The 24220-nt window shown below is 67.7% G+C and carries 24 protein-coding genes, 1 tRNA gene and 1 pseudogene; 9 read left to right on the top strand and 17 right to left on the bottom strand.

All coding sequences use genetic code 11. The features are described from left to right. The first annotated feature begins 4 nt into the window (after positions 1–4). Positions 5–1891, top strand: coding sequence for a cobaltochelatase subunit CobT (gene cobT / locus PW843_21915; protein ID MDE1149226.1), 1887 nt, complete (start codon positions 5–7; stop codon positions 1889–1891). A gap of 106 nt (positions 1892–1997) precedes the next feature. Here the strand turns inward: cobT and ltrA are convergent, their stop codons facing one another. Together ltrA and PW843_21905 are read right to left on the bottom strand one after the other, a co-directional pair. Further along, the gene (gene ltrA / locus PW843_21910) at positions 1998–3248 is read right to left on the bottom strand and encodes a group II intron reverse transcriptase/maturase (GenBank protein ID MDE1149225.1); all 1251 of its coding nucleotides are present in this window, start codon (positions 3246–3248) and stop codon (positions 1998–2000) included. A gap of 560 nt (positions 3249–3808) precedes the next feature. Further along, positions 3809–4321, bottom strand: coding sequence for a hypothetical protein (locus PW843_21905; GenBank protein MDE1149224.1), 513 nt, complete (start codon positions 4319–4321; stop codon positions 3809–3811). 235 nt (positions 4322–4556) lie between these two features. On the opposite strand from PW843_21905, the gene PW843_21900 reads away from it, so the two are divergent. After that, positions 4557–5441: an aspartate/glutamate racemase family protein gene (locus tag PW843_21900; protein MDE1149223.1), complete on the top strand. Its 885-nt coding sequence runs from the start codon at positions 4557–4559 to the stop codon at positions 5439–5441. 9 nt (positions 5442–5450) lie between these two features. Here PW843_21900 and PW843_21895 read toward each other — a convergent pair whose 3' ends face one another. From PW843_21895 to PW843_21865, 7 genes are all read right to left on the bottom strand, one after another. After that, positions 5451–6155 carry an RES family NAD+ phosphorylase gene (locus PW843_21895; protein ID MDE1149222.1) on the bottom strand — a complete coding sequence of 235 codons (705 nt, stop codon included), beginning with the start codon at positions 6153–6155 and terminating at the stop codon, positions 5451–5453. After that, positions 6127–6525, bottom strand: a complete 399-nt coding sequence (locus PW843_21890) for an MbcA/ParS/Xre antitoxin family protein (protein ID MDE1149221.1) — start codon at positions 6523–6525, stop codon at positions 6127–6129. Before PW843_21890 ends, PW843_21895 begins: the two co-directional genes overlap by 29 nt. A gap of 70 nt (positions 6526–6595) precedes the next feature. Then, positions 6596–7462, bottom strand: a complete 867-nt coding sequence (nadC, locus tag PW843_21885) for a carboxylating nicotinate-nucleotide diphosphorylase (protein MDE1149220.1) — start codon at positions 7460–7462, stop codon at positions 6596–6598. Beyond that, complete coding sequence (gene nadB / locus PW843_21880; protein ID MDE1149219.1) at positions 7459–9111, bottom strand: L-aspartate oxidase; 1653 nt, start codon at positions 9109–9111, stop codon at positions 7459–7461. Before nadB ends, nadC begins: the two co-directional genes overlap by 4 nt. 88 nt (positions 9112–9199) lie before the next feature. Then, positions 9200–10207 (bottom strand): quinolinate synthase NadA, encoded by a 1008-nt coding sequence (gene nadA / locus PW843_21875; GenBank protein ID MDE1149218.1) that lies wholly within the window; start codon positions 10205–10207, stop codon positions 9200–9202. Between the two features lie 337 nt (positions 10208–10544). After that, a complete protein-coding gene (locus PW843_21870) occupies positions 10545–11735 on the bottom strand; it encodes a class I SAM-dependent rRNA methyltransferase (GenBank protein ID MDE1149217.1) in 1191 nt (396 codons plus the stop codon). Between the two features lie 225 nt (positions 11736–11960). Further along, positions 11961–12461: a hypothetical protein gene (locus PW843_21865; GenBank protein ID MDE1149216.1), complete on the bottom strand. Its 501-nt coding sequence runs from the start codon at positions 12459–12461 to the stop codon at positions 11961–11963. Between the two features lie 454 nt (positions 12462–12915). On the opposite strand from PW843_21865, the gene PW843_21860 reads away from it, so the two are divergent. The 4 genes and pseudogenes from PW843_21860 to PW843_21845 all read left to right on the top strand — a co-directional run bounded on the left by PW843_21860 (position 12916) and on the right by PW843_21845 (position 16038). Next, positions 12916–13602, top strand: a complete 687-nt coding sequence (locus PW843_21860; protein MDE1149215.1) for a cyclic nucleotide-binding domain-containing protein — start codon at positions 12916–12918, stop codon at positions 13600–13602. A gap of 232 nt (positions 13603–13834) precedes the next feature. Continuing rightward, positions 13835–15050: pseudogene (gene rlmN, locus PW843_21855) on the top strand (23S rRNA (adenine(2503)-C(2))-methyltransferase RlmN). A gap of 484 nt (positions 15051–15534) precedes the next feature. After that, positions 15535–15807 carry a hypothetical protein gene (locus tag PW843_21850; protein MDE1149214.1) on the top strand — a complete coding sequence of 91 codons (273 nt, stop codon included), beginning with the start codon at positions 15535–15537 and terminating at the stop codon, positions 15805–15807. A 6-nt stretch (positions 15808–15813) separates the two neighbouring features. Then, positions 15814–16038 (top strand): hypothetical protein, encoded by a 225-nt coding sequence (locus tag PW843_21845; protein MDE1149213.1) that lies wholly within the window; start codon positions 15814–15816, stop codon positions 16036–16038. 4 nt (positions 16039–16042) lie between these two features. On the opposite strand, the gene PW843_21840 is transcribed toward PW843_21845, so the two are convergent. Together PW843_21840 and PW843_21835 are read right to left on the bottom strand one after the other, a co-directional pair. Next, on the bottom strand, positions 16043–17359 hold the full coding sequence (locus tag PW843_21840) for a HipA domain-containing protein (protein MDE1149212.1): 1317 nt from the start codon (positions 17357–17359) through the stop codon (positions 16043–16045). After that, positions 17359–17610 (bottom strand): helix-turn-helix domain-containing protein, encoded by a 252-nt coding sequence (locus tag PW843_21835; GenBank protein ID MDE1149211.1) that lies wholly within the window; start codon positions 17608–17610, stop codon positions 17359–17361. The genes PW843_21840 and PW843_21835 overlap by 1 nt, the downstream gene beginning before the upstream one ends. 272 nt (positions 17611–17882) lie before the next feature. Here PW843_21835 and PW843_21830 point away from each other — a divergent pair, with 272 nt between their 5' ends. Both PW843_21830 and PW843_21825 read left to right on the top strand, forming a co-directional pair. Continuing rightward, on the top strand, positions 17883–19094 hold the full coding sequence (locus PW843_21830) for an argininosuccinate synthase (GenBank protein ID MDE1149210.1): 1212 nt from the start codon (positions 17883–17885) through the stop codon (positions 19092–19094). A gap of 149 nt (positions 19095–19243) precedes the next feature. Then, a complete protein-coding gene (locus PW843_21825; GenBank protein ID MDE1149209.1) occupies positions 19244–19669 on the top strand; it encodes a hypothetical protein in 426 nt (141 codons plus the stop codon). 6 nt (positions 19670–19675) lie between these two features. Here the strand turns inward: PW843_21825 and PW843_21820 are convergent, their stop codons facing one another. Next, the gene (locus tag PW843_21820) at positions 19676–19999 is read right to left on the bottom strand and encodes a DUF167 domain-containing protein (GenBank protein MDE1149208.1); all 324 of its coding nucleotides are present in this window, start codon (positions 19997–19999) and stop codon (positions 19676–19678) included. A 6-nt stretch (positions 20000–20005) separates the two neighbouring features. Further along, positions 20006–20308, bottom strand: a complete 303-nt coding sequence (locus PW843_21815; protein MDE1149207.1) for a YggT family protein — start codon at positions 20306–20308, stop codon at positions 20006–20008. A gap of 256 nt (positions 20309–20564) precedes the next feature. On the opposite strand from PW843_21815, the gene PW843_21810 reads away from it, so the two are divergent. Then, positions 20565–20640, top strand: a tRNA-Ala gene (locus PW843_21810). Positions 20641–20794: 154 nt separating this feature from the next. Here the strand turns inward: PW843_21810 and PW843_21805 are convergent. The 4 genes from PW843_21805 to PW843_21790 form a co-directional block, all read right to left on the bottom strand. Further along, the gene (locus PW843_21805) at positions 20795–21334 is read right to left on the bottom strand and encodes an acyloxyacyl hydrolase (protein MDE1149206.1); all 540 of its coding nucleotides are present in this window, start codon (positions 21332–21334) and stop codon (positions 20795–20797) included. Positions 21335–21569: 235 nt separating this feature from the next. Beyond that, positions 21570–22280 carry an ABC transporter permease gene (locus PW843_21800; GenBank protein ID MDE1149205.1) on the bottom strand — a complete coding sequence of 237 codons (711 nt, stop codon included), beginning with the start codon at positions 22278–22280 and terminating at the stop codon, positions 21570–21572. After that, the gene (locus tag PW843_21795) at positions 22277–22990 is read right to left on the bottom strand and encodes an ABC transporter permease subunit (protein ID MDE1149204.1); all 714 of its coding nucleotides are present in this window, start codon (positions 22988–22990) and stop codon (positions 22277–22279) included. The genes PW843_21800 and PW843_21795 overlap by 4 nt, the downstream gene beginning before the upstream one ends. A 265-nt stretch (positions 22991–23255) precedes the next feature. Then, the gene (locus PW843_21790; GenBank protein MDE1149203.1) at positions 23256–24146 is read right to left on the bottom strand and encodes a transporter substrate-binding domain-containing protein; all 891 of its coding nucleotides are present in this window, start codon (positions 24144–24146) and stop codon (positions 23256–23258) included. Between the last annotated feature and the right edge of the window lie 74 nt (positions 24147–24220).

Below are 24220 nucleotides of genomic sequence, written 5' to 3'. Positions count from 1 at the left end.
AGCGATGTCTGACCGGGAATCGCCGCTGGAGGCGTTCAAACGGGCCACCGGTGCTGCCGTCCGCGCGGTGGCGGAGCGCGCCGACCTGACGGTGGCGTTTTCCGCCGAGCCGCCGGGCTTCACCGGCACGCGGGTGCGGGTGCCCCTGCCGACACGCGACCTGAACGTGCGCGACGTGGCGCCGGTGCGCGGTGCCGCCGACGCGGCGGCCCTGCGCCTGCGCCACCACGATGCCGGCCTGCACGCCCGCCTGCTGCCCACCGGCGACACCGCCCGCACGGCGTTCGAGGCGATGGAGCAGGCGCGGTGCGAGGCCCTGGGCGCCAACGCCATGGCCGGCGTGGCCGACAATCTGTCGGCGGCGCTGGAAGAGCGCTTCCGCCGCCAGGGCCTGGACCGGGTGACCTCGCGTGAGCAGGTGCCCCTGTCCGACGCCCTGCGCCTGCTGGCCCGCGAGGCCTTGACCGGCACGGCCACCCCGCCCGCCACCCGGGCGGCGCTGGACCTGTGGCGGCCGTTCATCGAGGAGAAGGCGGGCGCCGATCTCGCCCGCCTGAAGGCCGCCATGGCCGACCAGCAGGCCTACGCCCGCGAGGCGCGCCGCATCCTGGCCGACCTGGACCTGGAAGTGGGCGGCGAGCCGGAAAAGTCCGAAGAGGATGAGACCGCCGATACCGGCGACGCCCAGAGCCCGGACGGGGCCGAGAACGACGATTCCGGCGGCGGCCAGTCGGACGAGGCTGAACCTGAACCCACCGGTGAGCAGGAACAGGCCGGCGGCCAGACCGAGGAATCGGCCGGCTCATCCGAAAGCGGCGAAGGCGAGGAACAGGAGATGGAGGGTGCGGGCGCGGAGCAATCCGGTGAGCCCGGCGCGCCGTCCCGCCCCGAATTCGGCCGCAATAGCCTGGACAACAGCAGCTATCGCCCCTTCACTACCGAGTTCGACGAGGTGGTGGGTGCCGCCGACCTGTGCGACCCGGATGAGTTGGCCCGCCTGCGCATGATGCTGGACCAGCAGTTGCAGCATTTGCAGGGCGTCATCTCAAAGCTGGCCAACCGCCTGCAACGCCGCCTGATGGCCAAGCAGACCCGGTCCTGGGTGTTCGACCTGGAGGAAGGCATCCTGGACGCGGCCCGCCTGGCCCGCGTGGTGGCCAACCCCGTCCTGCCGCTGTCGTTCAAGCAGGAGAACGACACCGATTTCCGGGACACCGTCGTCAGCCTGCTGATCGACAATTCCGGGTCCATGCGCGGCCGGCCCATCACCATCGCCGCCATGAGCGCCGACATCCTGGCGCGCACGCTGGAGCGCTGCGGCGTGAAGGTGGAGATCCTGGGCTTCACCACCCGGGCGTGGAAGGGCGGGCAGAGCCGCGAGCGCTGGCTGGCCAGCGGCAAGCCGCCGGCGCCCGGCCGCCTGAACGATCTGCGCCATATCGTCTACAAGGAGGCCGACGCCCCGTGGCGCCGGGCCCGGCGCAACCTGGGCCTGATGCTGCGCGAAGGCATCCTGAAGGAAAACATCGATGGCGAGGCCCTGCTGTGGGCCCACAACCGCCTGGCCGCGCGGCCCGAACAGCGCCGCATCCTGATGGTGATCAGCGACGGCGCGCCGGTGGATGACAGCACCCTGTCGGTCAACAGCGGCAGCTATCTGGAAAAGCACCTGCGCACGGTGATCGACTACATCGAGACCCGCAGCCCGGTGGAACTGATCGCCATCGGCATCGGCCATGACGTGACCCGCTATTACCGTCGCGCCGTCACCATCGTGGACGTGGAACAGCTGGGCGGCACCGTCATGGAAAAGCTGGCCGAGCTGTTCGATGAGGATGACCGCCGGGGCGGTGGCCGCCGCCCTGTGCGCCGGGCCGGCGGGCGGCGCTGAGGCCCTTCCCCGCACCCAATCGGGATAGGGGGCGATCCTTGAGGACCGCTCCCCTCCCACACCACCCGGCATGCGGGTCCGCACCGGGCGGTTCGAGGAGTTGAGGTCAAGAGAGACGGGGCATTCCCAGGGCGTCCGCCCATTGCAGGGAGAGGACGGCATTGAGGGCCATCCCGCTGTTGCGCCACCAGCGGCGGCTATTGGCCGCCACCTGATGGAGCACCTTGGGTTTGGCCCCGAGTGCTTTCAGTTCCCTGTAGATGGTCGTGCCCCGTTTCCAATGCTTGAGCTGGATGGCCCGCAGCCGATGGCGCATCCACTTGTCCAGGTCGTTCCAGACCCGGGGTGTCTGCGCCAGGCGGAAGTAGGCCTTCCATCCCAGAACATAGGAACGCAGGCGCATCACCACCTCCTGCACACTGTTCCCGCCGGAACGGCGGGTCAGCTGCCGGATGCGATGCTTGAAGGTCGCCAGCGGCTTGTCGGCAACCCGCCGCTTGATGACGCCACCGGGCGCCACCCAGAAGCCGTAGCCCAGGAACTTGCGGCCGAACACGCTGGTCACCGCGCTCTTGGTCTCGTTGACCGAGAGACGCAGTCGGCCGTAGAGCCGCCGCAACAGCGCCATCACCCGTTCACCCGCCTTCCGGCTGCGAACGTAAACGTTCGCATCGTCAGCGTAGCGCACGAAGCGATGACCCCGGCGCTCCAGTTCCCGGTCCACCTCGTCGAGCAAGACGTTGGCCAGCAGCGGCGACAGCGGGCCGCCCTGCGGCGTCCCCCTCTCCCGTGCCTGGACCACGCCCCCCACCATGATCCCGCTGTCCAGGTACGACCGGATCAGCCGGACGATGCCGGCATCCCCAATGCGCTTCCAGAGACGGTCGATCAGGATGTCGTGGTTCACCCGGTCGAAGAACTTCTCCAGGTCCACGTCAACCACAACCCGCCGGCCCGACTGGACGTACGACTGTGCCTTCAGCACCGCGTCGTGCGCCCCTCGCCCCGGACGGAAGCCGTAGCTGTACTCGCTGAAGCTCGGATCAAGGAGCGGCTGCAACACCTGCAGCAGCGCCTGCTGGATCAGGCGATCCGTCACCGTCGGGATGCCGAGTTCACGCTCGCCACCGTCCGGCTTCGGGATCGCCACCCGTCGTACCGGCCAAGGCCGGTACGTCCCCGACAACACCTGGCTCCGGATCGCGGGCCACACCGTGCGCAGATGGGCCGCCGTCTGGTCAATGTCCAGACCGTCAACCCCCGCCGCGCCCTTGTTGGACCGCACCCGTCGCCAAGCCCGTTGCAGGTTCTCTCGCGTCAGGGCCGCCAGCAGCAGCCCTGACCCCGTGTTTTCCATTTCCGGGCGCGGGCGCAAGGCTTCGTCGCTGCCGGGCCCGGGCAAGGCTTCACCTCGCCCCCCTCCCGACCGCCCCGCTTGCGCGGACATCTGACGCTCTGCCTTCCGCATCGCCACGGTGGATCAACACTCCTCCTCGTTCGGTCCTTCGGCACCAGTTGAACCGGCCCCTACTATGACCTCTGCTGACTTCCCGCTCCGGCTCGACACCGTCACCCTTTCAGGCATAAGGCGGGATCTCCCCAGGTAAGAGCGCGCTCCTTCACCACACAACCGCCGGATCTACGGCGCCGACCCTTGATCACGAGAGCTTCGCGGTTCATGGCCCGCTCGCCCTGCTCGGCACCGCCTTCTATCCGGTTCTTGTTCATCGGCTCGTGGTTTCGCTCCACGCTTCCTCCCCACGATCAGTCGCCCTCTCGCAGTTGCGTTTCGCTTCGTTCACCGTGATCAGCTTACGGAGGGACTTCCACCCTCAAGAACGCGCCCATGCTGGGCGCACCATGAAAAAACCCGGCCCCGCGATCCATGGGGCCGGGTTTTCTTTTGAAGTGCCGCGCTTACTTGCCGGCGGGCTTGGCCGCCGGGGCAGCCGCGCCGGGGGTGCGGGCCTTGAACACGCGCAGCTGTTCGTTGAAGCGCGCCGCCATGACCTGCATGTTGTTGATGACGATATCCTGCAACCGGCTCATCTGCAGGTAGCGCGCCACCGTCAGCTTGTCCGGGTGCAGGGCCACCTGATCATCGACGCAACGGACAAAACTCTGCCCGCTGGCGACGTAGGCCTGCAGGTCCTCATGCGCCTTGCGGATGTCCGCCTCGGGCGCCGTCCTGCCGTCGGGAACGGCGGGGGCCCGCGTCGGCAAGCTGCAGTTGGTGTCGTCAAAGGCGCCGGGCTTGGCGCCGCCGATGGGCGGGGTGACCGGCGCGGCCGGCCGGGCCTCCGACGGAATCAGGGTCGCGGGCGGCGCTGCCGACGGGGCGGACTGGGCCCAAGCGGCACTGACGGTGGCCGCCGAGGCGAGAACGGGCAGGATCAACAGGGACCGGCGAACGGCGACACGCAGACTCACGGGGATGGTTCCTCGAAAAAAAAGGTCGGCGACGGGATGCGAAGCGGCGACAGGATAATGGAGCGCTGCACTAAGGCATAGCCGTTATGCGCTTGGCAAGGTGGGGCGGCATCCCGCCGCAACAGCGGTTGCCGCCGGCCCCACCGATCATGCTAAACCGGTGGCGGGGCAGCGCCGCCGGGCGCGCCCGATGGCCCAAATGGGCGGTTCGGCCAGGAACGGTACGGTTGCGAGCATGATCGGCGTTTTCGATTCAGGGCATGGCGGGTTGACGGTGCTGCGCGCCCTGGCCGACCAGATGCCGGAGCGGCGCTTCGTCTATCTGGGCGATCACGCCAACGCCCCCTACGGCAACCGCACGCCGGAGGAAATCTATCGTTATACCGTCGCCGGGGTGGAGCGGCTGTTCGGCCTGGGCTGCCCCCTGGTCATCCTGGCCTGCAACACCGCGTCCGCCCAGGCGCTGCGCCGCCTGCAACAGACCTGGCTGCCCTCAGCCTACCCCGACCGCCGCGTCCTGGGCGTGCTGGTGCCGATGGTGGAGGCCATCACCGGCGTGCCGTGGATGGCCGAGGTCGCCGCCGGGTCGCGCGCCGGCGAGCCGCGCACCGTCGCCATCTTCGCCACCCAGCACACGGTCAGCAGCGGGGCCTATCCCATCGAGATCGCCAAGCGTGCGCCGGAGGTGCGGGTGGTGCAGCAGGCCTGCCCCGACCTGGTCCGCCTGATCGAGGCCGACGCGCCGGTGGAGACCGTCCGCGCCGCCATCCAGGGTTATGCCGGCCAATTGATGGACCAGATGGACGGCGTGCCGCCCGACGCGGTGGTGCTGGGCTGCACCCACTATCCCCTGGTGACCAACCTGTTCGCCCAGGCCCTGCCGCCGGGCGTGGAGATCCTGGACCAGCCCAACCTGACGGTCAGCAGCCTGCGCGCCTATCTGGACCGCCACCCGGAATTCGACCTGCCCAGCCGGGCAAAGGAGCAGGGCGGCGTGGAAGCCTTCCACACCACCGGCACGCCGGAGCCCATCACCCGCCTAGCCACCCGCTTCTTCGGCGGCGAGGCGCGGTTCAACGGCGTGGGGCCGGACCCGATTCCGGGCAGTTTGAAGGGCTGAGCCCGTCCTCTACCGGGGAAATTCAAGCTTTATGGCCGGGAACTCGCACCAAACCTGAACGGCGTGCGGGCGAATGAAAAGATGCCAGCTGGAAAGCCGCTTGGGCTTCTTGCCGACGAAACCCTTAGGCGTGAGCAAGGCGATATTGGCGCCCCCTGACGGGTCGCGCACCGACTGATAGCGGATCAGGTCCGTGGCCGCCTCACGCGCGGCGTCGGCCAAATCCTGACAGGCGGCGTAATCCGCCTTGTCTGTCCACAGCCCCTTGTCGCGATCCAGCGGCGGCGCGGTAAGGTCCAAGGCACGATCCACGCCGCAGGACACCTCAATCCCCGTGCGCTCCATCGGGCGGCTGGGCAAGACGGTGTCCGGCGACTCGATGAAGAACAGCGCGGCGTAAAGCGCCATTTCGGCCGCCGCGGTCTCCGGCCGTTCGGCCGCGTAATAAACACCCTCCGGCTGCTGGGCGCGACGGAAACGTGAGCCGTAGGGATAGGGCGCGTAGCGGAACGGCGTGGCCAGGAGGAAATCCAGCCCCTGGCATTCCGGCGGCATGGGCGGCTTGGTTTCCTCCAGCAGCTCTTCCAGCAGGGATTGGTCTTCCAGCGTGTCCACCAGACGCATGGTGGACACACGCGCCTGGTTTTCCACCAGGCGCCAGAGATCGTGCCGATAAGGATGAGCGTTAGACGCGAGCGCGGCGGGCGTCCACATAACTCACAACCGAGGTCAATCCGCTAATGGTCTGGGCGAGGTCGATGGGCCGGCCGCGAAGGGCCAGATTTTCCGCCCGCAGCCAAGATCGCGAACTGGCGTCATCGCCGCCCGTGATGGCGTCCACCCCCCGGAACATGCGGATGAACAGGAGGGCAAGTTCGAACGCCTTGTCCTTTTTGGACAGCTTGAATGCCCCTGTCCTGAGGCGGCTGACGGAGGCGGGCGACACGCCGATGACGCGGGCCAGGATGGCATCGGAGACATCAAGGATGCCTGCCGACCGGCACAGCGCCTCGGCAACCATCGCGCCCTCACGATCCGGAGAGCGCTGTTGGACAACATCCTTCCGTTCCATCGTCACCTCCATGGAAAGATTCAATGGAAAATCTTTCCATGGAAAGATAGAGCCGCAACGGCGACTCGTCAACGGACGCCCGTCAGATCCCCTGAAAATCCAGCCCGATGTCGAAGTTGGTGACGGAGTGGGTGAGCCAGCCCAGTGAGATCAGGGTGACGCCCGACTCGGCGACAGCCCGCACCGTCTGGGGCGTGATGCCGCCCGAGGCCTCGGTGATCATGCGGCCGGCCACCATGTCCACGGCGCGGCGCAGGGTGGGCGAGTCCATGTTGTCCAGCAGGACGGCGTCCACCGGCAGGGTCAAAAGGTCCTGAAGCTGGTCCAGGGTGTCGACCTCCACCTCGATCTTCACCATGTGGCCGACATGGGCCCGGGCACGCTCCACCGCGGCGCGGATGCCGCCAGCCGCCACCAGGTGGTTGTCCTTGATCAGCACGGCGTCATCCAGGCCGAAGCGGTGGTTGCTGCCGCCGCCCACCCGCACCGCGTATTTCTCCAGCGCGCGCAGGCCCGGCGTGGTCTTGCGGGTGCAGACGATGTGGGCGCCCGTGCCCTCGATCGCCTGCACCAGTTCGGCCGTCTTGCTGGCGATGCCGCAGAGGCGGCCCAGCAGGTTCAGGGCGGTGCGTTCGCCCGACAGGATGGGGCGGGCCGCCCCTTCCACCACCGCCACCACGTCGCCGGGGCGCACCGCCGTGCCGTCCGGCACCAGGGCCCGCACCGACAGGCTGGGGTCCAGCAGGGAGAAGGCGCTCAAGGACGGCGCCAGGCCGGCGATGACACCGGCGTGGCGGGCCTGGAACAGGGCGCGCGCCTGGGTTTCCACCGGGATGCAGGCATCGGCGGTGATGTCACCGGCCCGGCCCAGATCCTCCAGCAAGGCGGCGCGGACCAGCCCCTCGTACATCACGGGATAGAGCGGGGCGGCGGTCACAGGCGGGGTCATGAATGGGTTTCCCGGATGGTGGCGGGTTCAAGCCCGCCCCGGCCCAGATCGGCCAGGGTCAGGATCTGGTGATGGCGCCAGGCGTCCAGCGTGTCGGGATGGTCGGCACGGGTGTGGGCGCCCCGGCTTTCCTGGCGCCGCCGTGCCGCCTCCACCACCAGGCGGGAGACGGCCAGGCGGTTGCGCAGTTCCAGGCCGGCGCGGATATCCGCGTAATCGGCGGCGGGTGCCAGCCGGTCGGCGGCGGCGCCGAGGCCTTGCAGGACCAAGGCGGCCTCCGCCAGGCCGACGCCGTCGCGCACCAAGCCGGTCTTTTCCGCCATCAGCACCTGCGCCTGGGCCGCCAGGGCGGCCACCTGCGCATCGCCCGGGACGACGGGGGCGTTGGGAATGGCGACCGGCTGGGTCACCGCCGGCTCCGCCACCAGGGCGGCGGCCACGCGGCCGGCAAACACCACCGCCTCCAGCAGGGAATTGCTGGCCAGGCGGTTGGCGCCGTGGACATGGGTGCAGGCGACCTCACCCGCCGCCCACAGGCCGGGGATGGAGGTGCGGCCGTCGGCATCCGTCAGCACGCCGCCCATGTGGTAGTGCGCGGCCGGCGCCACCGGCACCGGGGCGGCGGCCGGGTCCAGGCCGGCTTCAGCCAGGATGCCGGCCACGGTGGGGAACTTCCGGGCACCGCCGGCGGCCCACAGGGGCCGCAGGTCCAGGAACACCTTTTCCCCGCGCGCCACCCGGCGGCCGATGGCACGGGCCACCACGTCGCGGGGCGCCAGTTCGGCATCGGGATGTTCATCGGCCATGAAGGCATGGCCGTGGCCGTCCAGCACCTTGGCGCCAGCACCGCGCAGCGCCTCCGTCAACAGCGGCCGGCGGCCGGGCGGACCCGCGACCGCCAGGGCGGTGGGGTGGAACTGCACGAATTCCAGGTCGGCCAGATGGGCGCCGGCGCGGGCGGCCAGGGCGACGCCATCGGCCGTCGCCTCTTCCGGATTGGTGGTCACGGCCCATAGCTGGCCGGTGCCGCCGGTGGCCAGCACCACGTGCGGGGCGACATGAAAGACCCAGCCCTGCCCGTCCTCATAAGCCATCACGCCCTGGGCGCGGCGCTGGCGCCCGGCCTCGCGCACCACCAGGTCGGCGGCCATGGTCCGGGCGGACACGGTGATGGCGGGGGTGTTGCGCACCAGGCCGGCCAGGAACAGCACCAGCGTGCGGCCGGTGGCGTCACCGCCGGCATGCAGGATGCGGTGGCAGCCGTGTGCCGCCTCACGCCCCAGCAGCACCTGGCCATCCGGCCCCCGGTCGGCGGGCAGGCCCAGAGCCAGCAGGGCCGACATCTCGGCAATGCCGGCCTCGGCCAGCAGGCGGGCCATGGCGGGATCGGTCAGGCCGGCACCGGCGGCCACGGTGTCGGCGGCATGGTCGGCGGCACTGTCGCCGGCCCCCAGCGCCACGGCCACCCCGCCCTGGGCCCAGAAACTGGAACCGCCGGGCAGATCATCGGTCTTGGTCAGCAGCCGCACGCGGCGGCCGGCCTTGGCCAGCGCCAGGGCGGACGCCATGCCGGCGGCCCCCGATCCGATAACCACCACATCGCTGTGCACCACCGTCACCGGTGTTGCGGGATAAGACGCGCCATCCATGGGATCAGGCTCCGTTCCAGAAAACGGGCCGGAGGCAGCCCCCAACAAGGGGAAGGGGGCCGGCCCCGGTCAGAGGCTTATGAGGGGATCAGCGCCCCACCTTCAGCATGCGTTCCACCGCCAGGCGGGCGCGACCGGCCACCGCCGGATCGATCTCCACCTTCGGTTCCAGGGTCTGCAGCGACTCCAGGATGTTGGAGAGGCTGACCCGCTTCATGTGGGGGCACAGGTTGCAGGGACGGATGAACTCGACATCCGGATATTCCGTGGCGACGTTGTCGCTCATGGAGCATTCGGTGACCATCAGCACGCGGCGCGGCCGCGCCTCGCCCACATATTCCACCATGCGGGCGGTGGACCCGACGAAGTCCGCCTCGGCCAGGACCTCGGGCGGGCATTCGGGGTGGGCGATGATGGTCAGGTCCTTGAAGCGGCCGCGATAGTCGCGCAGCTCGGCGCCGGTGAAGCGCTCATGCACCTCGCAATGGCCCTTCCAGGCGATGATCTTCTTCTTGGTCTGGGTGGCGACCCAACTGGCCAGGTATTCGTCCGGCAGGAACAGCACGCTGTCGCTGTCCAGCGATTCCACGATCTCCACGGCGTTGCCGGAGGTGCAGCAGATGTCGCTTTCAGCCTTCACCTCGGCCGAGGTGTTCACATAGGTCACCACCGGCACGCCGGGGTGCGCCTCGCGCAGCAGGCGGATGTCGGCGGCGGTGATGCTGTCGGCCAGCGAACAGCCCGCCCGCATGTCGGGCATCAGCACCGTCTTGTGCGGGTTCAGGATCTTGGCCGTCTCGGCCATGAAGTGCACGCCGGCCATGACGATGACGTCGGCGTCCGTCTCCGCCGCCTTGCGCGCCAGCGCCAGGCTGTCGCCCACGATGTCGGACACGCAGTGGAAGATTTCCGGCGTCTGGTAGTTGTGCGCCAGGACGACGGCGTTGCGTTCACGCTTCAGGGTGTTGATGGCGTGCACCAGCGGCGCGTGAAAGGGCCATTCAACCTCCGGGATCACCTTGGCCACCCGGTCGTACAGCGGGCGGGTCGCGGCGGCGACGGCGGGGGTGTAGGCGAGATCGAGCTCGGCGGGCATGGGCAAACACCTGGCAAACAAACGCGCCCTGACGTGCGGCCCGCATGGCCGGCCCCCGCGGCGCGGCTGGCGGGGGCGTGGTCCTTGAAACTTCCCTGTCCTGCCCTGTCGTGAGGGCCCCCTTATGCTCTATTTGAGCATTAGGGTGACTAATGCTCGCTCGGAGCATAAGGGGTGTCAAGCCCGGTTCTGCGGGCCATTCATGTAACCGTCACAAGGGAGATCTGGGTCCGCCGCAACGCTGCACGTGCGAGAAAGGGCCGCAGGCAGACGAAAAAAGCGGCTGAAATCAGCCGCTTCCTCGTATTGGTTAATGTTAACGGCCGCCTGAGGCGGATCAGTCCAGCGCCAGGACTTCAGCCTTCAGATAAGCGCTCTCGGGCAACAGGGGGTGCACCGGATGGTCGGGACCGGCGCCGGCGAAGCGCAGGATGCGGCCCTGGCGGCGGGCGTCCCCCAGCCCCTTGGCCACCAGGTCGGCGAACATGTCGGCCGGCATGTTGTGGCTGCAGCTGGCGACCAGCAGGATGCCGCCGGGGGCGGTGATCTGGGCGCCCAGCTTGGCCAGCTTGCGGTAGGCGCGGGCGCCGTTGGCCAAGTCTTTCTTGGACTTCACGAAGGCCGGCGGGTCGCAGATCACCACCTCGAATGTCTCGCCGGCTTCGGCCAGGCGTTCCAGTTCGGCGAAGGCGTCGGCCTTGCGCAGCTCCACCTTGTCGGCCACACCGTTGGCCGCCGCCGCCTTGCCCGCCAGTTCCAGGGCGCCGGCCGACCGGTCGACCAGCACGGTGCGCGCCGCACCGCGCGCGGCGGCCAGAACGCCGAAGCCGCCGCAATAGGTGTAGAAGTCGATGACGGAGCGGCCCTGGGCCAGGTTGGCGACGAAGGCGCGGTTGTCGCGCTGGTCGTAGAACCAGCCCGTCTTCTGCCCGCCCGCCGGGTCGGCGAAGAAGGTGGTACCGTTTTCCTCAAGCTGAAGCGGGCCGTCCACGCTGCCCACCGCCACGCGCACCTCTTCCCCCACGCCTTCCAGGCCGCGGGCGGCGCTATCGTTGCGCAGGATGACGGTGGCACCGGGAAACACCTGGTCCAGGCCTTCCAGGATTTGCGGCAGCAGGCGGTCCATGCCGGCGGAATTGGCCTGCACCACCAGCGCGTCGCCATAACGATCGACGATCAGCGCCGGCAGGCCGTCGGCCTCGGCATGGATCAGGCGGTAGAAGGGCCGGCCGATCAGCCGGTCACGCAAGGCCGCGGCCGTGCGGAAGCGGCTGGCGAAGAAGCCGGCATCGATGGCCACCGACAGGTCGCGAGTCAGGACGCGCGCCGCGATCAGGGTGTGCGGGTTGAATGTCGCGATGCCCAGCACGCCGCCACCGGCGTCGGCCAGCCGCACCAGCCCGCCCTTGGGCAGGGCCTTGGCGGCGGCATCCATCTGGATTTCGTTGGAATAGGCCCAGGGGTGGCCACCGGCCACGCGCTTGTGCCGGCCCGCCTGGAACAGCAGGGTGGGGAGCTTTTCAGTCATGGGCCGGAGAATAGCGCGCGACCGCCCCCGCACAACGGCAAAGGGTGCAGGGGCCATCGGCGCGAACCGAAACTCTATGCGCTGCCGCCAGTGGCATGAGCCCACTCAATGCCACTGTAGCCCGCGACTACGGGCGCCGGACCTTTCCGGGAAACGAAGTGGACTGGAAAGGGAGGATAGCCAAAGGTCCGGATGGACCTGCCGACGCCTGAGGACAGGTGAAGATCAAGCCGCCGGCGGGGCTGCCGCCACCGGCACCAGGTGCTTGCACAGGCGCCGGCCCTCCGGCACATGGCCGCGGGCGCGGAAACGGGCCAACGAGGGGTGCGCCGCCTCCTGCTGGTCCGGCAGGGTGATGTGGATGGCGTCGCAGCCATGGAACTGGGCCAACCGGTCCATCTCCGCCAGCAGGGCATCGGCCGCGGCAACGGGATCGAACAGGTCCAGCGCCACGAACACGTCGACCTGCAAACCCCGGCGGTGGTCCAGATCCGGCACCACGAGGTAGGAGAACAGGCCGTGCATGTAGCGGTGGTCCAGTTGCACGGTGACGATGCCGCCCAGGGGGGCGTTGGCATTGGCGCCCCGGCCGACGGGCGCCAGCAGGGCCGTCGCATGCTCACGCCAGCGTTCCACCGTGAGGCCCGGATAGAAGGGGCGCATCAGGGCATAGGCTTGGTCGATCTGCCGCGGGTCGAGGGGGCGGGTCACGAAGGTGGCGGGCATGGCGGCAATCCGGCGCTGCAATCCGAGACGGGTGGACCGGCATCCTGAATCGGTATTCCCAATGGCGGCCATGATCTGGATCAAACCACCCACCTTTGGGCCCATACGGTCAGGTCGGATCAATCCGGGCTTTCCCTCCGTGGTTTAGCGGCTATATGCTGATCCCACGGCATTGCTTGGGGAATGAAGGGCCGGCCGTCTTTTCGATCTCCCGTCTTTATCGATATCGGCGCCCCGCGCCATATTCGGATCTGGACCGGGGGCAACGATCCGGGGGATGATCGGATCACACCATCACCGTCACACGCGTGGGCTTCCCCAGTTCCGCAGAATCGTGATGCCGTGATGAACCGAGGGCGGAGCGCAGGCGATGGCCAATGCCAATATCGATTTTGCCTATTCCCGGGATGGTGACACCAAGTCCACGTCCTCTGGGCCCGCCCCCGCCGGTGACATGCACCCGTGCAGCGCCTGCACCGTCCGCACCCTGACCGTCTGCGCGGCACTGGAGGCGGATGAGTTGCGCCGCCTGGCCGAAATCCTGCAAACCACGCGCTTCGACGGCGGCCACACCGTGTTCGGCGAGGGCGACCCGGCGGAGACGCTGTACAACGTCACCTCCGGCACCGTGAAGGTCTACAAGCTGCTGCCCGACGGGCGCCGGCAGATTACCGGTTTCCTGCTGCCCGGCGATTTCTTCGGCCTGTCGGTCAACGACAGCTATGCCTACACCGCCGAGACGGTGACGCCGGTTTCGCTCTGCCGCTTCCCCCGCCGCCGGATGGAGGCGCTGCTGGAGGAATTCCCCAAGATGCAGCGGCGCCTGTTCTCCATGGCGTCCAACGAGCTGGCGGCCGCGCAGGACCAGATGCTGCTGCTGGGTCGCAAGACGGCCAAGGAGAAGATTTGCTCCTTCCTGCTGCTGCTGTCGCAGCGGGCCAGCCGGCGCGGCCACAAGACCAACCCGGTGCACGTGCCGATGAGCCGCGCCGACATCGCCGATTACCTGGGCCTGACCACCGAGACGGTCAGCCGCACCTTCACCCAGCTGAAAACCAGCCACGTCATCAGCCTGCTGGAAGGCAACAAGGTGCAGATCCAGGATATGGACGACCTGCTGGATTTGGCCGAAGGCGCTTAAGCCGCCCCCCGTCATCGGCATGAGCCTGTTCATGCCGATGTAGCCCCCGACCGGGGGCGCCGGAGATTTTCGGGGAGCCGCAGGCGGACTGAAAACCGAGGACAAGGCAAGGCCCCGGATGGGGCCGCCCGCCGCCTGAGGGCATAAGACCAACAACCGCAACCCGGCCCCGCGTATTTTTCCCGAGTCTCCCCTTTGACTCCGGGCCGGATCTGCCCCATCTATCGCCGCCATGGGCGTTGAAAATCACATGACGGAATTCGCCCCGCCGCCGATTCAGGCGGACGGGCGGGTGAACCTGGTCGGCCTTTCGCGGGACGACCTGGAAGCCGAGGTCGCGCAGGCCGGGCTGGAGCGCTTCCGCGCGCGTCAGCTATGGCACTGGATCTACCATCGCGGCGCCACCGACTTCGCGGTGATGAGCACGCTGGCCAAGGGCGTGCGCGAGAAGCTGGCCGAGCGCTACGTCATCGAGCGCCCCACCGCCGTCAAGGATCTGAAGAGCGAGGACGGCACGCGCAAGTGGCTGGCCCGCATGCCCGACGGGCAGGAGATCGAGACCGTCCACATTCCCGAGGAAGACCGCGGCACGCTCTGCGTCTCCTCCCAGGTGGGCTGCACCCTGACCTGCCGTTTCTGCCCACACCGGCACCCAGCGCCTGGTGCGCAACCTCGACGCCAAGGAAATCGTGGGCCAGGTCATGCTGGCGCGCGACCATCTGGACGAATGGCCGGCCCCGCCCGACGGGCGCATGCTGAGCAACATCGTCATGATGGGCATGGGCGAGCCGCTGTTTAACTATGCGCATGTCGCCAAGGCGCTGAAGATCGTCATGGACGGCGAAGGCATCGCCATTTCCAAGCGGCGCATCACGCTGTCCACCTCCGGCGTCGTGCCGATGATGAAGCAGTGCGGCGCCGATCTGGGCGTCAACCTGGCCGTCAGCCTGCACGCCGTGAACGACGAGCTGCGCGACCGCATCGTGCCGCTGAACCGCAAGTACCCCATCAAGGAACTGATGCAGGCCTGCCGGGACTATCCGGGCCTGAGCAACGCGCGCCGCATCACCTTCGAATACGTCATGCTGAAGGGCGTGAACGACAGCCTGGCGGACGCGCGCGAACTGGTGCGCCTGCTGCGCGGCATTCCCGCCAAGATCAACCTGATCCCCTTCAACTACTGGCCCGGCGCCCCGTTCGAGTGCTCCACCGACGCGCAGATCACCAAGTTCGCGGATTTCGTGAACGAGGCCGGTTACGCCTCGCCCGTGCGCACCCCGCGCGGCCGCGACATCCTGGCCGCCTGCGGCCAGCTGAAGAGCGAAAGCACGAAGCCGTCCGTCCAGGCCCGCGTGGCGGCCATGGAGGCGCACAAGGCCTTGCAGGCCGAGTACGCCGCCCAGGTGGCGGAAAAGGAAGCCAGCCTCACGGCCACGGGGACCCTGTAAGTTCCTCAGGCGCCGGCAGGGCCGTCCGGCCCTTTGGCTGTCCTCCCTTTTCAGTCCGCCTTCGGCTCCCCGAAAAGGTCCGGCGACCGCAGTCGCGGTGACTTTTTAATTTCCTCAGGTGCCGGCAGGGCCGTCCGGCCCTTTGGCTGTCCTCCCTTTTCAGTCCGCCTTCGGCTCCCCGAAAAGGTCCGGCGACCGCAGTCGCGGTGACTTTTTAATTTCCTCAGGTGCCGGCAGGGCCGTCCGGCCCTTTGGCTGTCCTCCCTTTTCAGTCCGCCTTCGGCTCCCCGAAAAGGTCCGGCGACCGCAGTCGCGGTCTACAGCGGCCTGAGAATTGTCAGGCCGCTGGATGGGCGGTCGGTTGCCTTGATCGACCTCAAGGCGCCGGGCTCGGTTCCGCTGGTAAACCCTGCCCTCTGTAAACCCAGCGGTCCTTTGGCTATGATCCGGCCATAAGAACGTGGGTGATTTGGGGGGACATGTTTTGGATCTCGGTACCGACCTGGCCCACAGCCTGCTGATCCATCTGGCGATCACGGCGCTGCTGTTGTGGCCGGCCCATCGCCTGGTGGTCCGCGCCGGCCTGCCCCGGCCCTGGCCCCTGTGGCTGGTCCTGCCGCTACTGGGCCCCGTCATCTTCCTGTATCTGCTGGCGAAGACGCCCTGGCCCGCCCTGCCCGCGCGGGCACCCAAGTTGCACCCCCGCGAACGCCTGAAGCGGGAGCGCGCAACGCAAACCGCCACCGCGTCGGAGTAAGCGCCCATGCTGCCCCTGGCCTACGCCCCCATCCTCAGCCTGGCCCTGCCCAATTGGGCGGCATTGCTGGTCGTCGTCATCCTGGCCACCGTGGCTGTCTGCGCCGCCGGCCTGGTGCTGGCCAAGGTGGGGCGCAATCCCTACTGGGCCCTGCTGCTGTACTTCCCCGTGCTGGGGGTCCCGGCCCTCTGGTACCTGGCCTACACCCGCTGGCCCCGGCAGAAGGCTTGAGGCGTCAGCTGGGCATCGTCCAACCACCTGCACTGGCCAGATAGGGCGGAGCATCCGCCGGAATGGTCCAGTCGAAAGCGGCGGCAACACTCCGCACCATACCGGCCACACAGCGCCGAATGTCCTCATAAGGTTGGATGCCGGTGAATTCGGGTCGCTGCCTCAGGTCTTCCAGCTTAGGCAGCACGGCCTCGGCCTGGGTCCTTATCGCCGTTTCCACAGCCCTCAAGGCCCCCGGTGTCCCCGCCGCCGCCAATGAAAGCCAATTAACCCGGCGGATCGCCTCCGGCCGAACAGCGCCGCCGATGGCCATGGCCAAATCTTCCGTGACCGGGAAGATACGGGTGCACACCATGTCATAGGCCGGCGCCAGGGCAGGGGCGGCGCCAGGCACGTCGTACAGCAGGCTGAAATTCTTGGCGTGGGCGTCGGCGTTGGCCAACAGCACCGAAGCGACGATGCGACGCATCAACTCGGTTCGCGCCAGCAATGGTGCCGTCGCCTGCCGTACCAGGGCGAAGCACTCGCTTAATCCAGGGCCAATCTTCTCGCCGGTGTCCGAGAACTCATATTTCCGCTCTGGTGGATAACCCAACGCCTGGCAGAAATCCTCCTGGTGAATTTCATGAACGCGGCCGCCCTCGACACGCCGGTCATAACGTTCAACCAGCAGGCATTCCCGCCCGGCAAAAGAACGGAGCACCGTTCCCGCCACGTCCACGCCCAAACTGCCGGCCAGCGCCATGGAGAACGCCTCGGCCTTATGCATCAGGGGGAAAAAGTCCGGCCGCGCCACCTTGATAAGATGGGTGGAGGGTGAGCCGTTCAGCGGCCGGTGGAACTGTCCATCCAGCAATGCCACGGCCGTCTTGGGCTGGGCACCGGCCACGGACAGCCGCACGCGCCGGTCACCGGCGAAATTTGGCGATGCCGGCAGTTCATCGATGACGCGGGCCAGTCCGTCCTCATCGAGTGGCTCATAGTCCTGCGGAATCTCCGGCCGGCTGCCGGATGGCAGCAAACGCACGGCCCCGGCACACTCCGCCCCATATTCCCGCAGCAGACCGAAGGTTTCATAGGGTTGCAGGCGGCGCTGGGCGGCGGCGGCGCGCAAGGCATCCCCTTCCGGCAGCAAGCCGGCGAAGAAGGGGCGGCATTCATCATCGGAATAGGCTTCGGCACGGGTCGGCAGGCTGATCGACAGACGCGACGAGGGACTGCGGTCGGCATAGGTGAAGGTCATTCGCCCCTGCGCATCGGCCTCGAGCACGCCGACACCCCGCTCGCCCAGGAAAACCTCCAGCGCGGAACCGCCGGCCATCACCGGATAGCCCCGAACAGGTCTATGCCCAGCGCCTGCATATAGCTCATAACCTTGCCCAGTTCGGCCGTGGGCTTGCCGTTCTCCACCGCCGACAGAAAGGACAAGCTGAGGCCGGTGCCGGCGGCGGCGGCGCGCAGGGTCATGCCCAATGCCCGTCGCCGCGCCCGGATGAGGGCGCCCAACCGATCCGGCCCATCCAAGGGAACCGCCTCATCCACCGCCTGAACGATGGCGCCGAATTGGGCCAAGGCTTCCCCTCGGGCCTGATTTCTGTTCTGCGTTCGGCTAACAACGGACATGGCCTGCCTTTATAAAGCGCTCCGTTCGTCGTACGGCGAACATATCCCATCCTTGGCCGCTTGACCACACCGTGTTCGCCGCTCGGCGAACAACAGCCGTGAGCGCCACTATCCGGCGCGGGCGGGGGATGCGGCCGCCACAGGCGCAGCATTCTTGCCAGCCGGGCGCCCGGCGGATAACGTCCGCGACGAATTCCCCCCAGCAAAGCGGGCGTACCGTCATGAGCGTCAAGAAAGTTGTCCTCGCCTACTCCGGCGGCCTCGATACCTCTGTCATCCTGAAGTACCTGCAGGAAACGTATAGTTGCGAGATCGTGACCTTCACGGCTGACCTGGGCCAGGGTGAAGAGCTGGAGCCCGCCCGCAAGAAGGCCGAGCTGCTGGGCGTGAAGCCCGAGAACATCTACATCGACGACCTGCGCGACGAGTTCGTGCGCGACTTCGTCTTCCCGATGTTCCGCGCCAACACCCTGTATGAGGGCGTCTACCTGCTGGGCACCTCCATCGCCCGCCCGCTGATCGCCAAGCGCCAGATCGAGATCGCCAAGGAGGTCGGCGCCGACGCCGTCGCCCACGGCGCCACCGGCAAGGGCAACGACCAGGTGCGGTTCGAGCTGGGCTACTACGCCCTGAAGCCCGACATCCGCGTCATCGCCCCCTGGCGCGAATGGACCCTGAACAGTCGCACGGCCCTGCTGGAATTCGCCGAGAAGCACCAGATCCCGATCGCCAAGGACAAGCGCGGTGAGGCCCCGTACAGCACGGACGCCAACCTGCTGCACATCTCCTACGAGGGCAAGGCGCTGGAGAACCCGTGGGAAGAGCCCGACGAGGACATGTACACCCGCACCGTCGCCCCGGAAAAGGCGCCGGACACCCCGACGTACGTGGAGATCGAGTTCAAGGCCGGTGACCCGGTGGCCGTGGACGGGCAGAAGCTGGGCCCGGCGGCCCTGCTGACCCGCCTGAACGAACTGGCCGGCGCCAACGGCATCGGTCGCCTGGACCTGGTGGAGAACCGCTTCGTCGGCATGAAGAGCCGCGGCGTGTACGAGACGCCCGGCGGCACCCTGCTGTCGGTCGCCCACCGCGCCATCGAAAGCCTGACGCTGGACCGGGGTGCCATGCACCTGAAGGACGACGTCATGCCGCGCTATGCCGAGCTGATCTACAACGGCTTCTGGTTCAGCCCGGAGCGCGAGGCCCTGCAGGCCCTGATCGACAACACCCAGCAGCGCGTCACCGGTGTCGTCCGCCTGAAACTGTACAAGGGCTCCGCCCGCGTGGTCGGCCGCCAGAGCCCGAACTCGCTGTATCGCCTGGACTACGTCACCTTCGAGGCCGACAGCGTCTATAACCAGAAGGACGCCGAAGGCTTCATCAAGCTGAACGCCCTGCGCCTGCGCCTGGGCGCCATGGCCGGCAAGGAATAAGCGGCGGCATCATTCCCATCGCTGAAGGACAAGGCCCCGTCCCGGGAAACCGGGCGGGGCTTTTTCTTTGGGTCTTCGCGCCCCTTTGCGGGGCCGTATCCATCGCGTAGCCTTTGAGGGCTGAGGCGATAATGCAGGGGAATGACGCGATGACGGACCAAACTCTATCGGGGCCGAACACCTCGTCCGATTCACCATTGGAAACGGATGGACAGCCAGACGACATCCGTATCCCCGACATCTATGCTTATGCCATGGTGATCGTTCCACCAATCGGCGCATTGATCGAACATGCGCTTCACCAATTGCACGGCACACCGCCACACGACGTGAAGTTGGTTGGAAGTTTCGCCACTGGCATCGCCTATCTGGTGCTGGCAGGCCTGGACCGGGGCGCCATCCGCCCGGCGCTGAACCGGCTGGGACGGAATTTTTCCTTCCTCTGGGTGCTCTTGACGCCCGCCTACCTCTGGCGGCGAACAAGCTGTCTCAATCAGCCGCGCAAGGTCTTCTGGGTGTGGTGGCTGGGCCTGGCCGCAGGCGTCCTCGTTGAAGTGGGGCTGCGTGGTGGCTGAGGGATGTCACCCTTCCCAGGGCGCGAGAATCACCGCCAGCAATTCCCCCGCATCCCCCGCCACCTGCACCACCTTGTTGCGGTCGGTCTGGCCGGCAACGATGGTCAGGCTGGATTTGGGCACACGCCAGGCCTTGGACAGCAGCTTCAGCACGGCTTCGTTGGCCTTGCCATCCTCGGGCACGGTGGTGACGGCCACCTTCAGTAGCTGTCGGCCCTCAGGCCCGTCCATCGGCCCCAGGACGGCGTTGCGCGACGCGCGGGGGGTGACGCGAAGGTACACGCGCACGCCGCCATTCACCGCCTCAACCGCCGCCTTGGCATCCGTCATGGTGGCTTAGAAGGCCGAGTAGGCCATGAAGTTGACCAGCAGCCGCTGCAGCGCGAACAGGATCAGGATGGCAACGATGAAGGAGATATCGACGCCGCCGATGTCCGGCACCACGCGGCGGATGGGGCGCAGCAACGGCTCCGTCAGGCGGCCGGTGATGTCGACCACCGTGTTGACGAAGCGGTTGTAGGTGTTGACGACGCCGAAGGCGATCAGCCAGCTCATCACCGCGCTGATGATGAACACCCACTGATACAGGTTCAAGACCGTCAGCAGCACTTCGACGATGGTGCGGATCACAGGATCCATGGCGGCGCCGTCCCTAATGGTTTCAACGGTGTGGCGCCACCCTAAGGGCGCCCCACCGCCTTGTCCATAGGCGGACGGCATTGGACAAGGGCGGTTGTCGCCCAAGCGGCCCCATGGCTTGACGGCCATCGGCGGGCGCATGACGCGCATTCCGCTAATTCAGCAGAATGGCCGCTTGACACCTCCCCCCGTCCTGAGCATTATCCCGCCCACTTCAGGCGCCCGGGCCAACCAGCCCGTTGCCGGATTTGAGTGTGGGGCCGTAGCTCAGCTGGGAGAGCGACGCGTTCGCAATGCGTAGGCCAGGAGTTCGATCCTCCTCGGCTCCACCAAATCCCCTTCTTCCTGTCGGACGATTTGATGCCGCGCCTTGGGCGCGGCTTTTGGCGTTGGTGTATCCAATTGCCAGATCGGCCCGAATGAAAACGGCGCGGGGAAGGTTGCCCTGCCCCGCGCCGTTCGCAAGCCTGTGCCGATCCCTGGGGATCAGAGGGCGAAGCTGTAATAGGCCACCAGGTTGTTCGCCCCGGGGTTCACCGTGCGGGTGCGCGGCGTGCCGGGGATGGTGACGGTCTTGCCCAACTCGGCGTTTGAGATATGGCTGAGGGCGAAGGAGAAGCGGTCACCGTTGTCGAATCGCCAGCCGGTTTCGATCTGGGTGCGAAACTCCAGGGGATAGCCCATGTCCTTGCCATCACCATGGGCGTAGTAGCCGGCGGCGACGCTGGGCGTGATGAACAGGTGGCCGTAACGGAAATCCGCACCGAAGCCGCCATAGGTGTAGACGCTGCCCTTGAAGGTGGTGAGGACGCCCACCAGCGGCTTGACGGCGAACCAGTCGCCAACCTTCAGCGGCGACCAACCGAAGCGGTATTCGGCGGTGACGAACTGGGTGCGGTCATGGGGGGTGTCGGCGTCCACCTGGAAGAAGGCCGGCGGATCGATCCAGGACTGGTCATAGACGCCCACGCCCACGGCCAGAAGATCGGGGTCCCGATCGGCGGCCCGCGCGGATGCGGCCCCCATCACGGCAACGGCCAGGGCAAACAAGGAAGCGGAGGCGCACAGGGCACGGCCGCGCAGAACGCTGCGTAGGGTTTTCGTCATGATCCAGCTTGGGTCAGAGGGCGGTGGGACATAAGGGGATATGCCCTCTCTTATGCAGAGCAAATCCACGGCAACTCAAGGGGGGAAATGAGCTGGCTCGTCCCCCAAGTTTTTGGGGCGCGCGACGCCGCGCATAATCGTCGCGGCCGGGTATCTACGCCGCCTGTTTCTTGGGTGCCCGTCCCATATGGTTCAGCCGCCGTTCCGCCGCCTGCACGCCCCGGGTGATGAGGAAACTCAAGGCGAGGTAGACCGCGCCCGCCAGGCAGTACACCTCGATGGGCTGGAAAGTGCGGGCGGCGACGGCCCTGGCGACACCCGTCAGTTCCATCAGGGTGACGGTGCTGGCCAGCGCCGTGCCCTGCAGCATCAGGATGATCTCATTGCCATAGGCCGGCAGCGCAAGGCGGAAGGCCTGGGGCAGGATGATGCGGCGGAACAGCAGGACCCCGTTCATGCCGCAGGCCTTCGCCGCCTCGATCTGGCCATGGGGCACCGCCTCGATGCCGCCGCGCATGATCTCGGCCGTGTAGGCGCCGGTGTTCAAGGTAAAGGCAATGATGGCGCACCAGTAGGGTTCGCGCAGGATGGGCCACAGCACACTCTGCCGCACGGCCTCGAACTGACCCAGGCCGTAATAGATCAGGAAGATCTGAACCAGCAGCGGCGTGGACCGGAAAATGTAGATGTAGCCGCGCGCCAGCCAGGCCAGGGGGGCCGTGTGCGACAGGCGCATCACCGCCACCCCCGTGGCCAGCAGCAGGCCCACCAGCAGCGACAGGGCCACCAGTTGCACCGTCAGCCAGGCGCCGGCGGCGAACTGCGGCAAGGCATCCCACAAGGCGCCGATCAGGGAGGAGTTCATCGCGCAGCCCTCCGCACGCCCCGCGTGGTCCGCGCCTCGGCCCAGGCGAACAGACGACCCGACACCCCCGCCAGCACCAGGTACAGCACGCCGGCGGTGGTGAAGAACAGGAAGGGCTGGCGGGTGGCGCCCTGGGCCAGGTAGGCCACGCGCATCAGTTCCACCAGCGCCACGACGGACACCAGCGAAGTGTCCTTCAGGGTCAGTTGCCAGACGTTGCCCAGGCCCGGCAGGGCGTAGCGCAGGGTCTGGGGCAGGTGGATGCGACTGAAGGTCAGCCAGCGCCCCATGCCCAGGGCCTTGGCGGCCTCAAGTTGGCCCTGGGGCACGGCCAAGGCGCCGCCGCGCAGCACCTCCGCCGAATAGGCGCCGGACACCGTGCCCACCGCCAGGATGCCCACGGGCAGGGCGCTCAATTCCACCGGGCCGTTGAAACCCAGCAGGTTGGCGACCCAGGCGGCAGCACTGGCGCCCCCGAAGAACAGCAGATAGATGACCAGCAGGGAGGGTACGCCGCGCACGATGGTGGTGTAGGCGTCGGCCGCCACCCGGCCGCCCCGGTGGCCCGACAGCTTGCATGCCGCCGCCGCCCCACCCAGCACCAAGCCCAGGACATAGGCCGACACCGCCACCAGCACGGTCATCCCCATGCCCTGCAGCAACTGCAAACCCCAGCCCTTGGCCCCGAACCCCAGCAGGTCAAAGTTCACTTTTCAGTTCCTCAAGCGCCGGCGGGGCATCCGCCCCTTGGCTTATCCTCGATTTCCAGTCCACTGCGTTCCCCGGAAATCTCCGGCGGCCCCGGTCGGGGCCTACTCGCTTCGCTCGCTTACTCGGCACTTCTCAAATCCTAGGCCGCGACCGCGGCCGCCGGAGCGAGCACCGCAGGGCGCAGCGAGGACAGCCAAGGGGCGGATGCCCCGCCGGCGTCTGAGGAAAAACAAAAAGCCCGCGCCCGGCGATTGAGGGCGGCGCTTAATGCGCCGACGCGTCAAAATGGAACCACTGCTCCGCCATCTTCTTCAGGCTGCCGTCTTCCTTGGCGGCGGTGATGGCGCCGTTCAGCGCGTCCAGCAGGCGGCCGTCGCCCTTGGCCAGCGCCACGGCGATGCCGGGACCGAACAGGCCGCCGGCGATGCCGGGGCCGAACACGGCGCTGTTCTGGCCATCCGTGCCCTCCAGGAAGGGCTGCCAGCCGGTCATGTCGGCCAGGCCCGCGTCGATGCGGCCGGTCGCCAGATCCAGCGCCAGGTTTTGCTGGGTGTCATAGCGGCGGATGGTGACGGTGTCGGCGAGATACGTGTCCAGGAAGTTGGCGTGGATGGTGGCCACCTGCACGCCCACGGTCTTGCCCTTCAAGGCCGCCTTCAGCTTGTCCAGCGCCGTGGTCGACGCCTCATCCATGTTGGACAGGTCCAGGCGCTGCAGGCCGTAGTCCACCTTGGTCAGGGGGCTGTCCTTGGGCGCCACGAAATAGGCGGCGGTGACGGCATAGGGGATGGTGAAGTCCACCGCCTGGCGCCGTTCCTCCGTGGCCGACATGCCGGCCAGGATGACGTCGTACTTGCCGGCCTGCAGCCCGGGGATGATGCCGTCCCAGGCCTGGGCGGTGATCTCGCACCGCACGCCCAGGCGGTGGCACAGATCCTTGGCCAGGTCGATCTCAAACCCCTTCAGGGTGCCGTCGGGCTCCGCCACGTTGAACGGGGGGTAGGCCCCCTCCGTCGCCACGCGCAGCGGGTCGGGCACGCCCCGGTCGGTCATGGTGGGCGCGCCGCCGGTCCCGGCCGGCTTGCGCCCCGCCATCCAGAAACCCACGCCGGCGATGACGGCCACGGCCACCACGGCCACGATCACCTTCTTCATGAAACCCCCTGAAAACCCGATGAATGGGACGGTCCGCTGTCCCGCCGGCGCTGGCCGGGGCCAGTTCGGCCGTC

It is taken from the genome of Azospirillaceae bacterium (genome assembly GCA_028283825.1).
GTDB lineage: Bacteria > Pseudomonadota > Alphaproteobacteria > Azospirillales > Azospirillaceae > Nitrospirillum.
The sequence above is the reverse complement of the archived record's forward strand: the minus strand, read 5'-3'. Positions and strand labels throughout refer to the sequence as shown.

Excerpts from the sequence above, each read along its gene's own strand:
- PW843_21790 (MDE1149203.1), bottom strand. The coding sequence starts at position 24,146 with ATGAAGAAGGTGATCGTGGCCGTGGTGGCCGTGGCCGTCATCGCCGGC.
- PW843_21805 (MDE1149206.1), bottom strand. The coding sequence starts at position 21,334 with ATGGGGGCCGCATCCGCGCGGGCCGCCGATCGGGACCCCGATCTTCTG.
- PW843_21845 (MDE1149213.1), top strand. The coding sequence starts at position 15,814 with ATGCTGCCCCTGGCCTACGCCCCCATCCTCAGCCTGGCCCTGCCCAAT.
- PW843_21800 (MDE1149205.1), bottom strand. The coding sequence starts at position 22,280 with ATGAACTCCTCCCTGATCGGCGCCTTGTGGGATGCCTTGCCGCAGTTC.
- nadA (MDE1149218.1), bottom strand. The coding sequence starts at position 10,207 with ATGCCCGCCGAGCTCGATCTCGCCTACACCCCCGCCGTCGCCGCCGCG.
- PW843_21820 (MDE1149208.1), bottom strand. The coding sequence starts at position 19,999 with ATGACGGATGCCAAGGCGGCGGTTGAGGCGGTGAATGGCGGCGTGCGC.
- PW843_21900 (MDE1149223.1), top strand. The coding sequence starts at position 4,557 with ATGATCGGCGTTTTCGATTCAGGGCATGGCGGGTTGACGGTGCTGCGC.
- nadB (MDE1149219.1), bottom strand. The coding sequence starts at position 9,111 with ATGGATGGCGCGTCTTATCCCGCAACACCGGTGACGGTGGTGCACAGC.
- PW843_21830 (MDE1149210.1), top strand. The coding sequence starts at position 17,883 with ATGAGCGTCAAGAAAGTTGTCCTCGCCTACTCCGGCGGCCTCGATACC.
- PW843_21840 (MDE1149212.1), bottom strand. The coding sequence starts at position 17,359 with ATGGCCGGCGGTTCCGCGCTGGAGGTTTTCCTGGGCGAGCGGGGTGTC.
- PW843_21815 (MDE1149207.1), bottom strand. The coding sequence starts at position 20,308 with ATGGATCCTGTGATCCGCACCATCGTCGAAGTGCTGCTGACGGTCTTG.
- ltrA (MDE1149225.1), bottom strand. The coding sequence starts at position 3,248 with ATGGAAAACACGGGGTCAGGGCTGCTGCTGGCGGCCCTGACGCGAGAG.
- PW843_21890 (MDE1149221.1), bottom strand. The coding sequence starts at position 6,525 with ATGGAGGTGACGATGGAACGGAAGGATGTTGTCCAACAGCGCTCTCCG.
- PW843_21895 (MDE1149222.1), bottom strand. The coding sequence starts at position 6,155 with ATGTGGACGCCCGCCGCGCTCGCGTCTAACGCTCATCCTTATCGGCAC.
- PW843_21865 (MDE1149216.1), bottom strand. The coding sequence starts at position 12,461 with ATGCCCGCCACCTTCGTGACCCGCCCCCTCGACCCGCGGCAGATCGAC.
- PW843_21825 (MDE1149209.1), top strand. The coding sequence starts at position 19,244 with ATGACGGACCAAACTCTATCGGGGCCGAACACCTCGTCCGATTCACCA.
- PW843_21860 (MDE1149215.1), top strand. The coding sequence starts at position 12,916 with ATGCACCCGTGCAGCGCCTGCACCGTCCGCACCCTGACCGTCTGCGCG.
- PW843_21870 (MDE1149217.1), bottom strand. The coding sequence starts at position 11,735 with ATGACTGAAAAGCTCCCCACCCTGCTGTTCCAGGCGGGCCGGCACAAG.
- cobT (MDE1149226.1), top strand. The coding sequence starts at position 5 with ATGTCTGACCGGGAATCGCCGCTGGAGGCGTTCAAACGGGCCACCGGT.
- nadC (MDE1149220.1), bottom strand. The coding sequence starts at position 7,462 with ATGACCCCGCCTGTGACCGCCGCCCCGCTCTATCCCGTGATGTACGAG.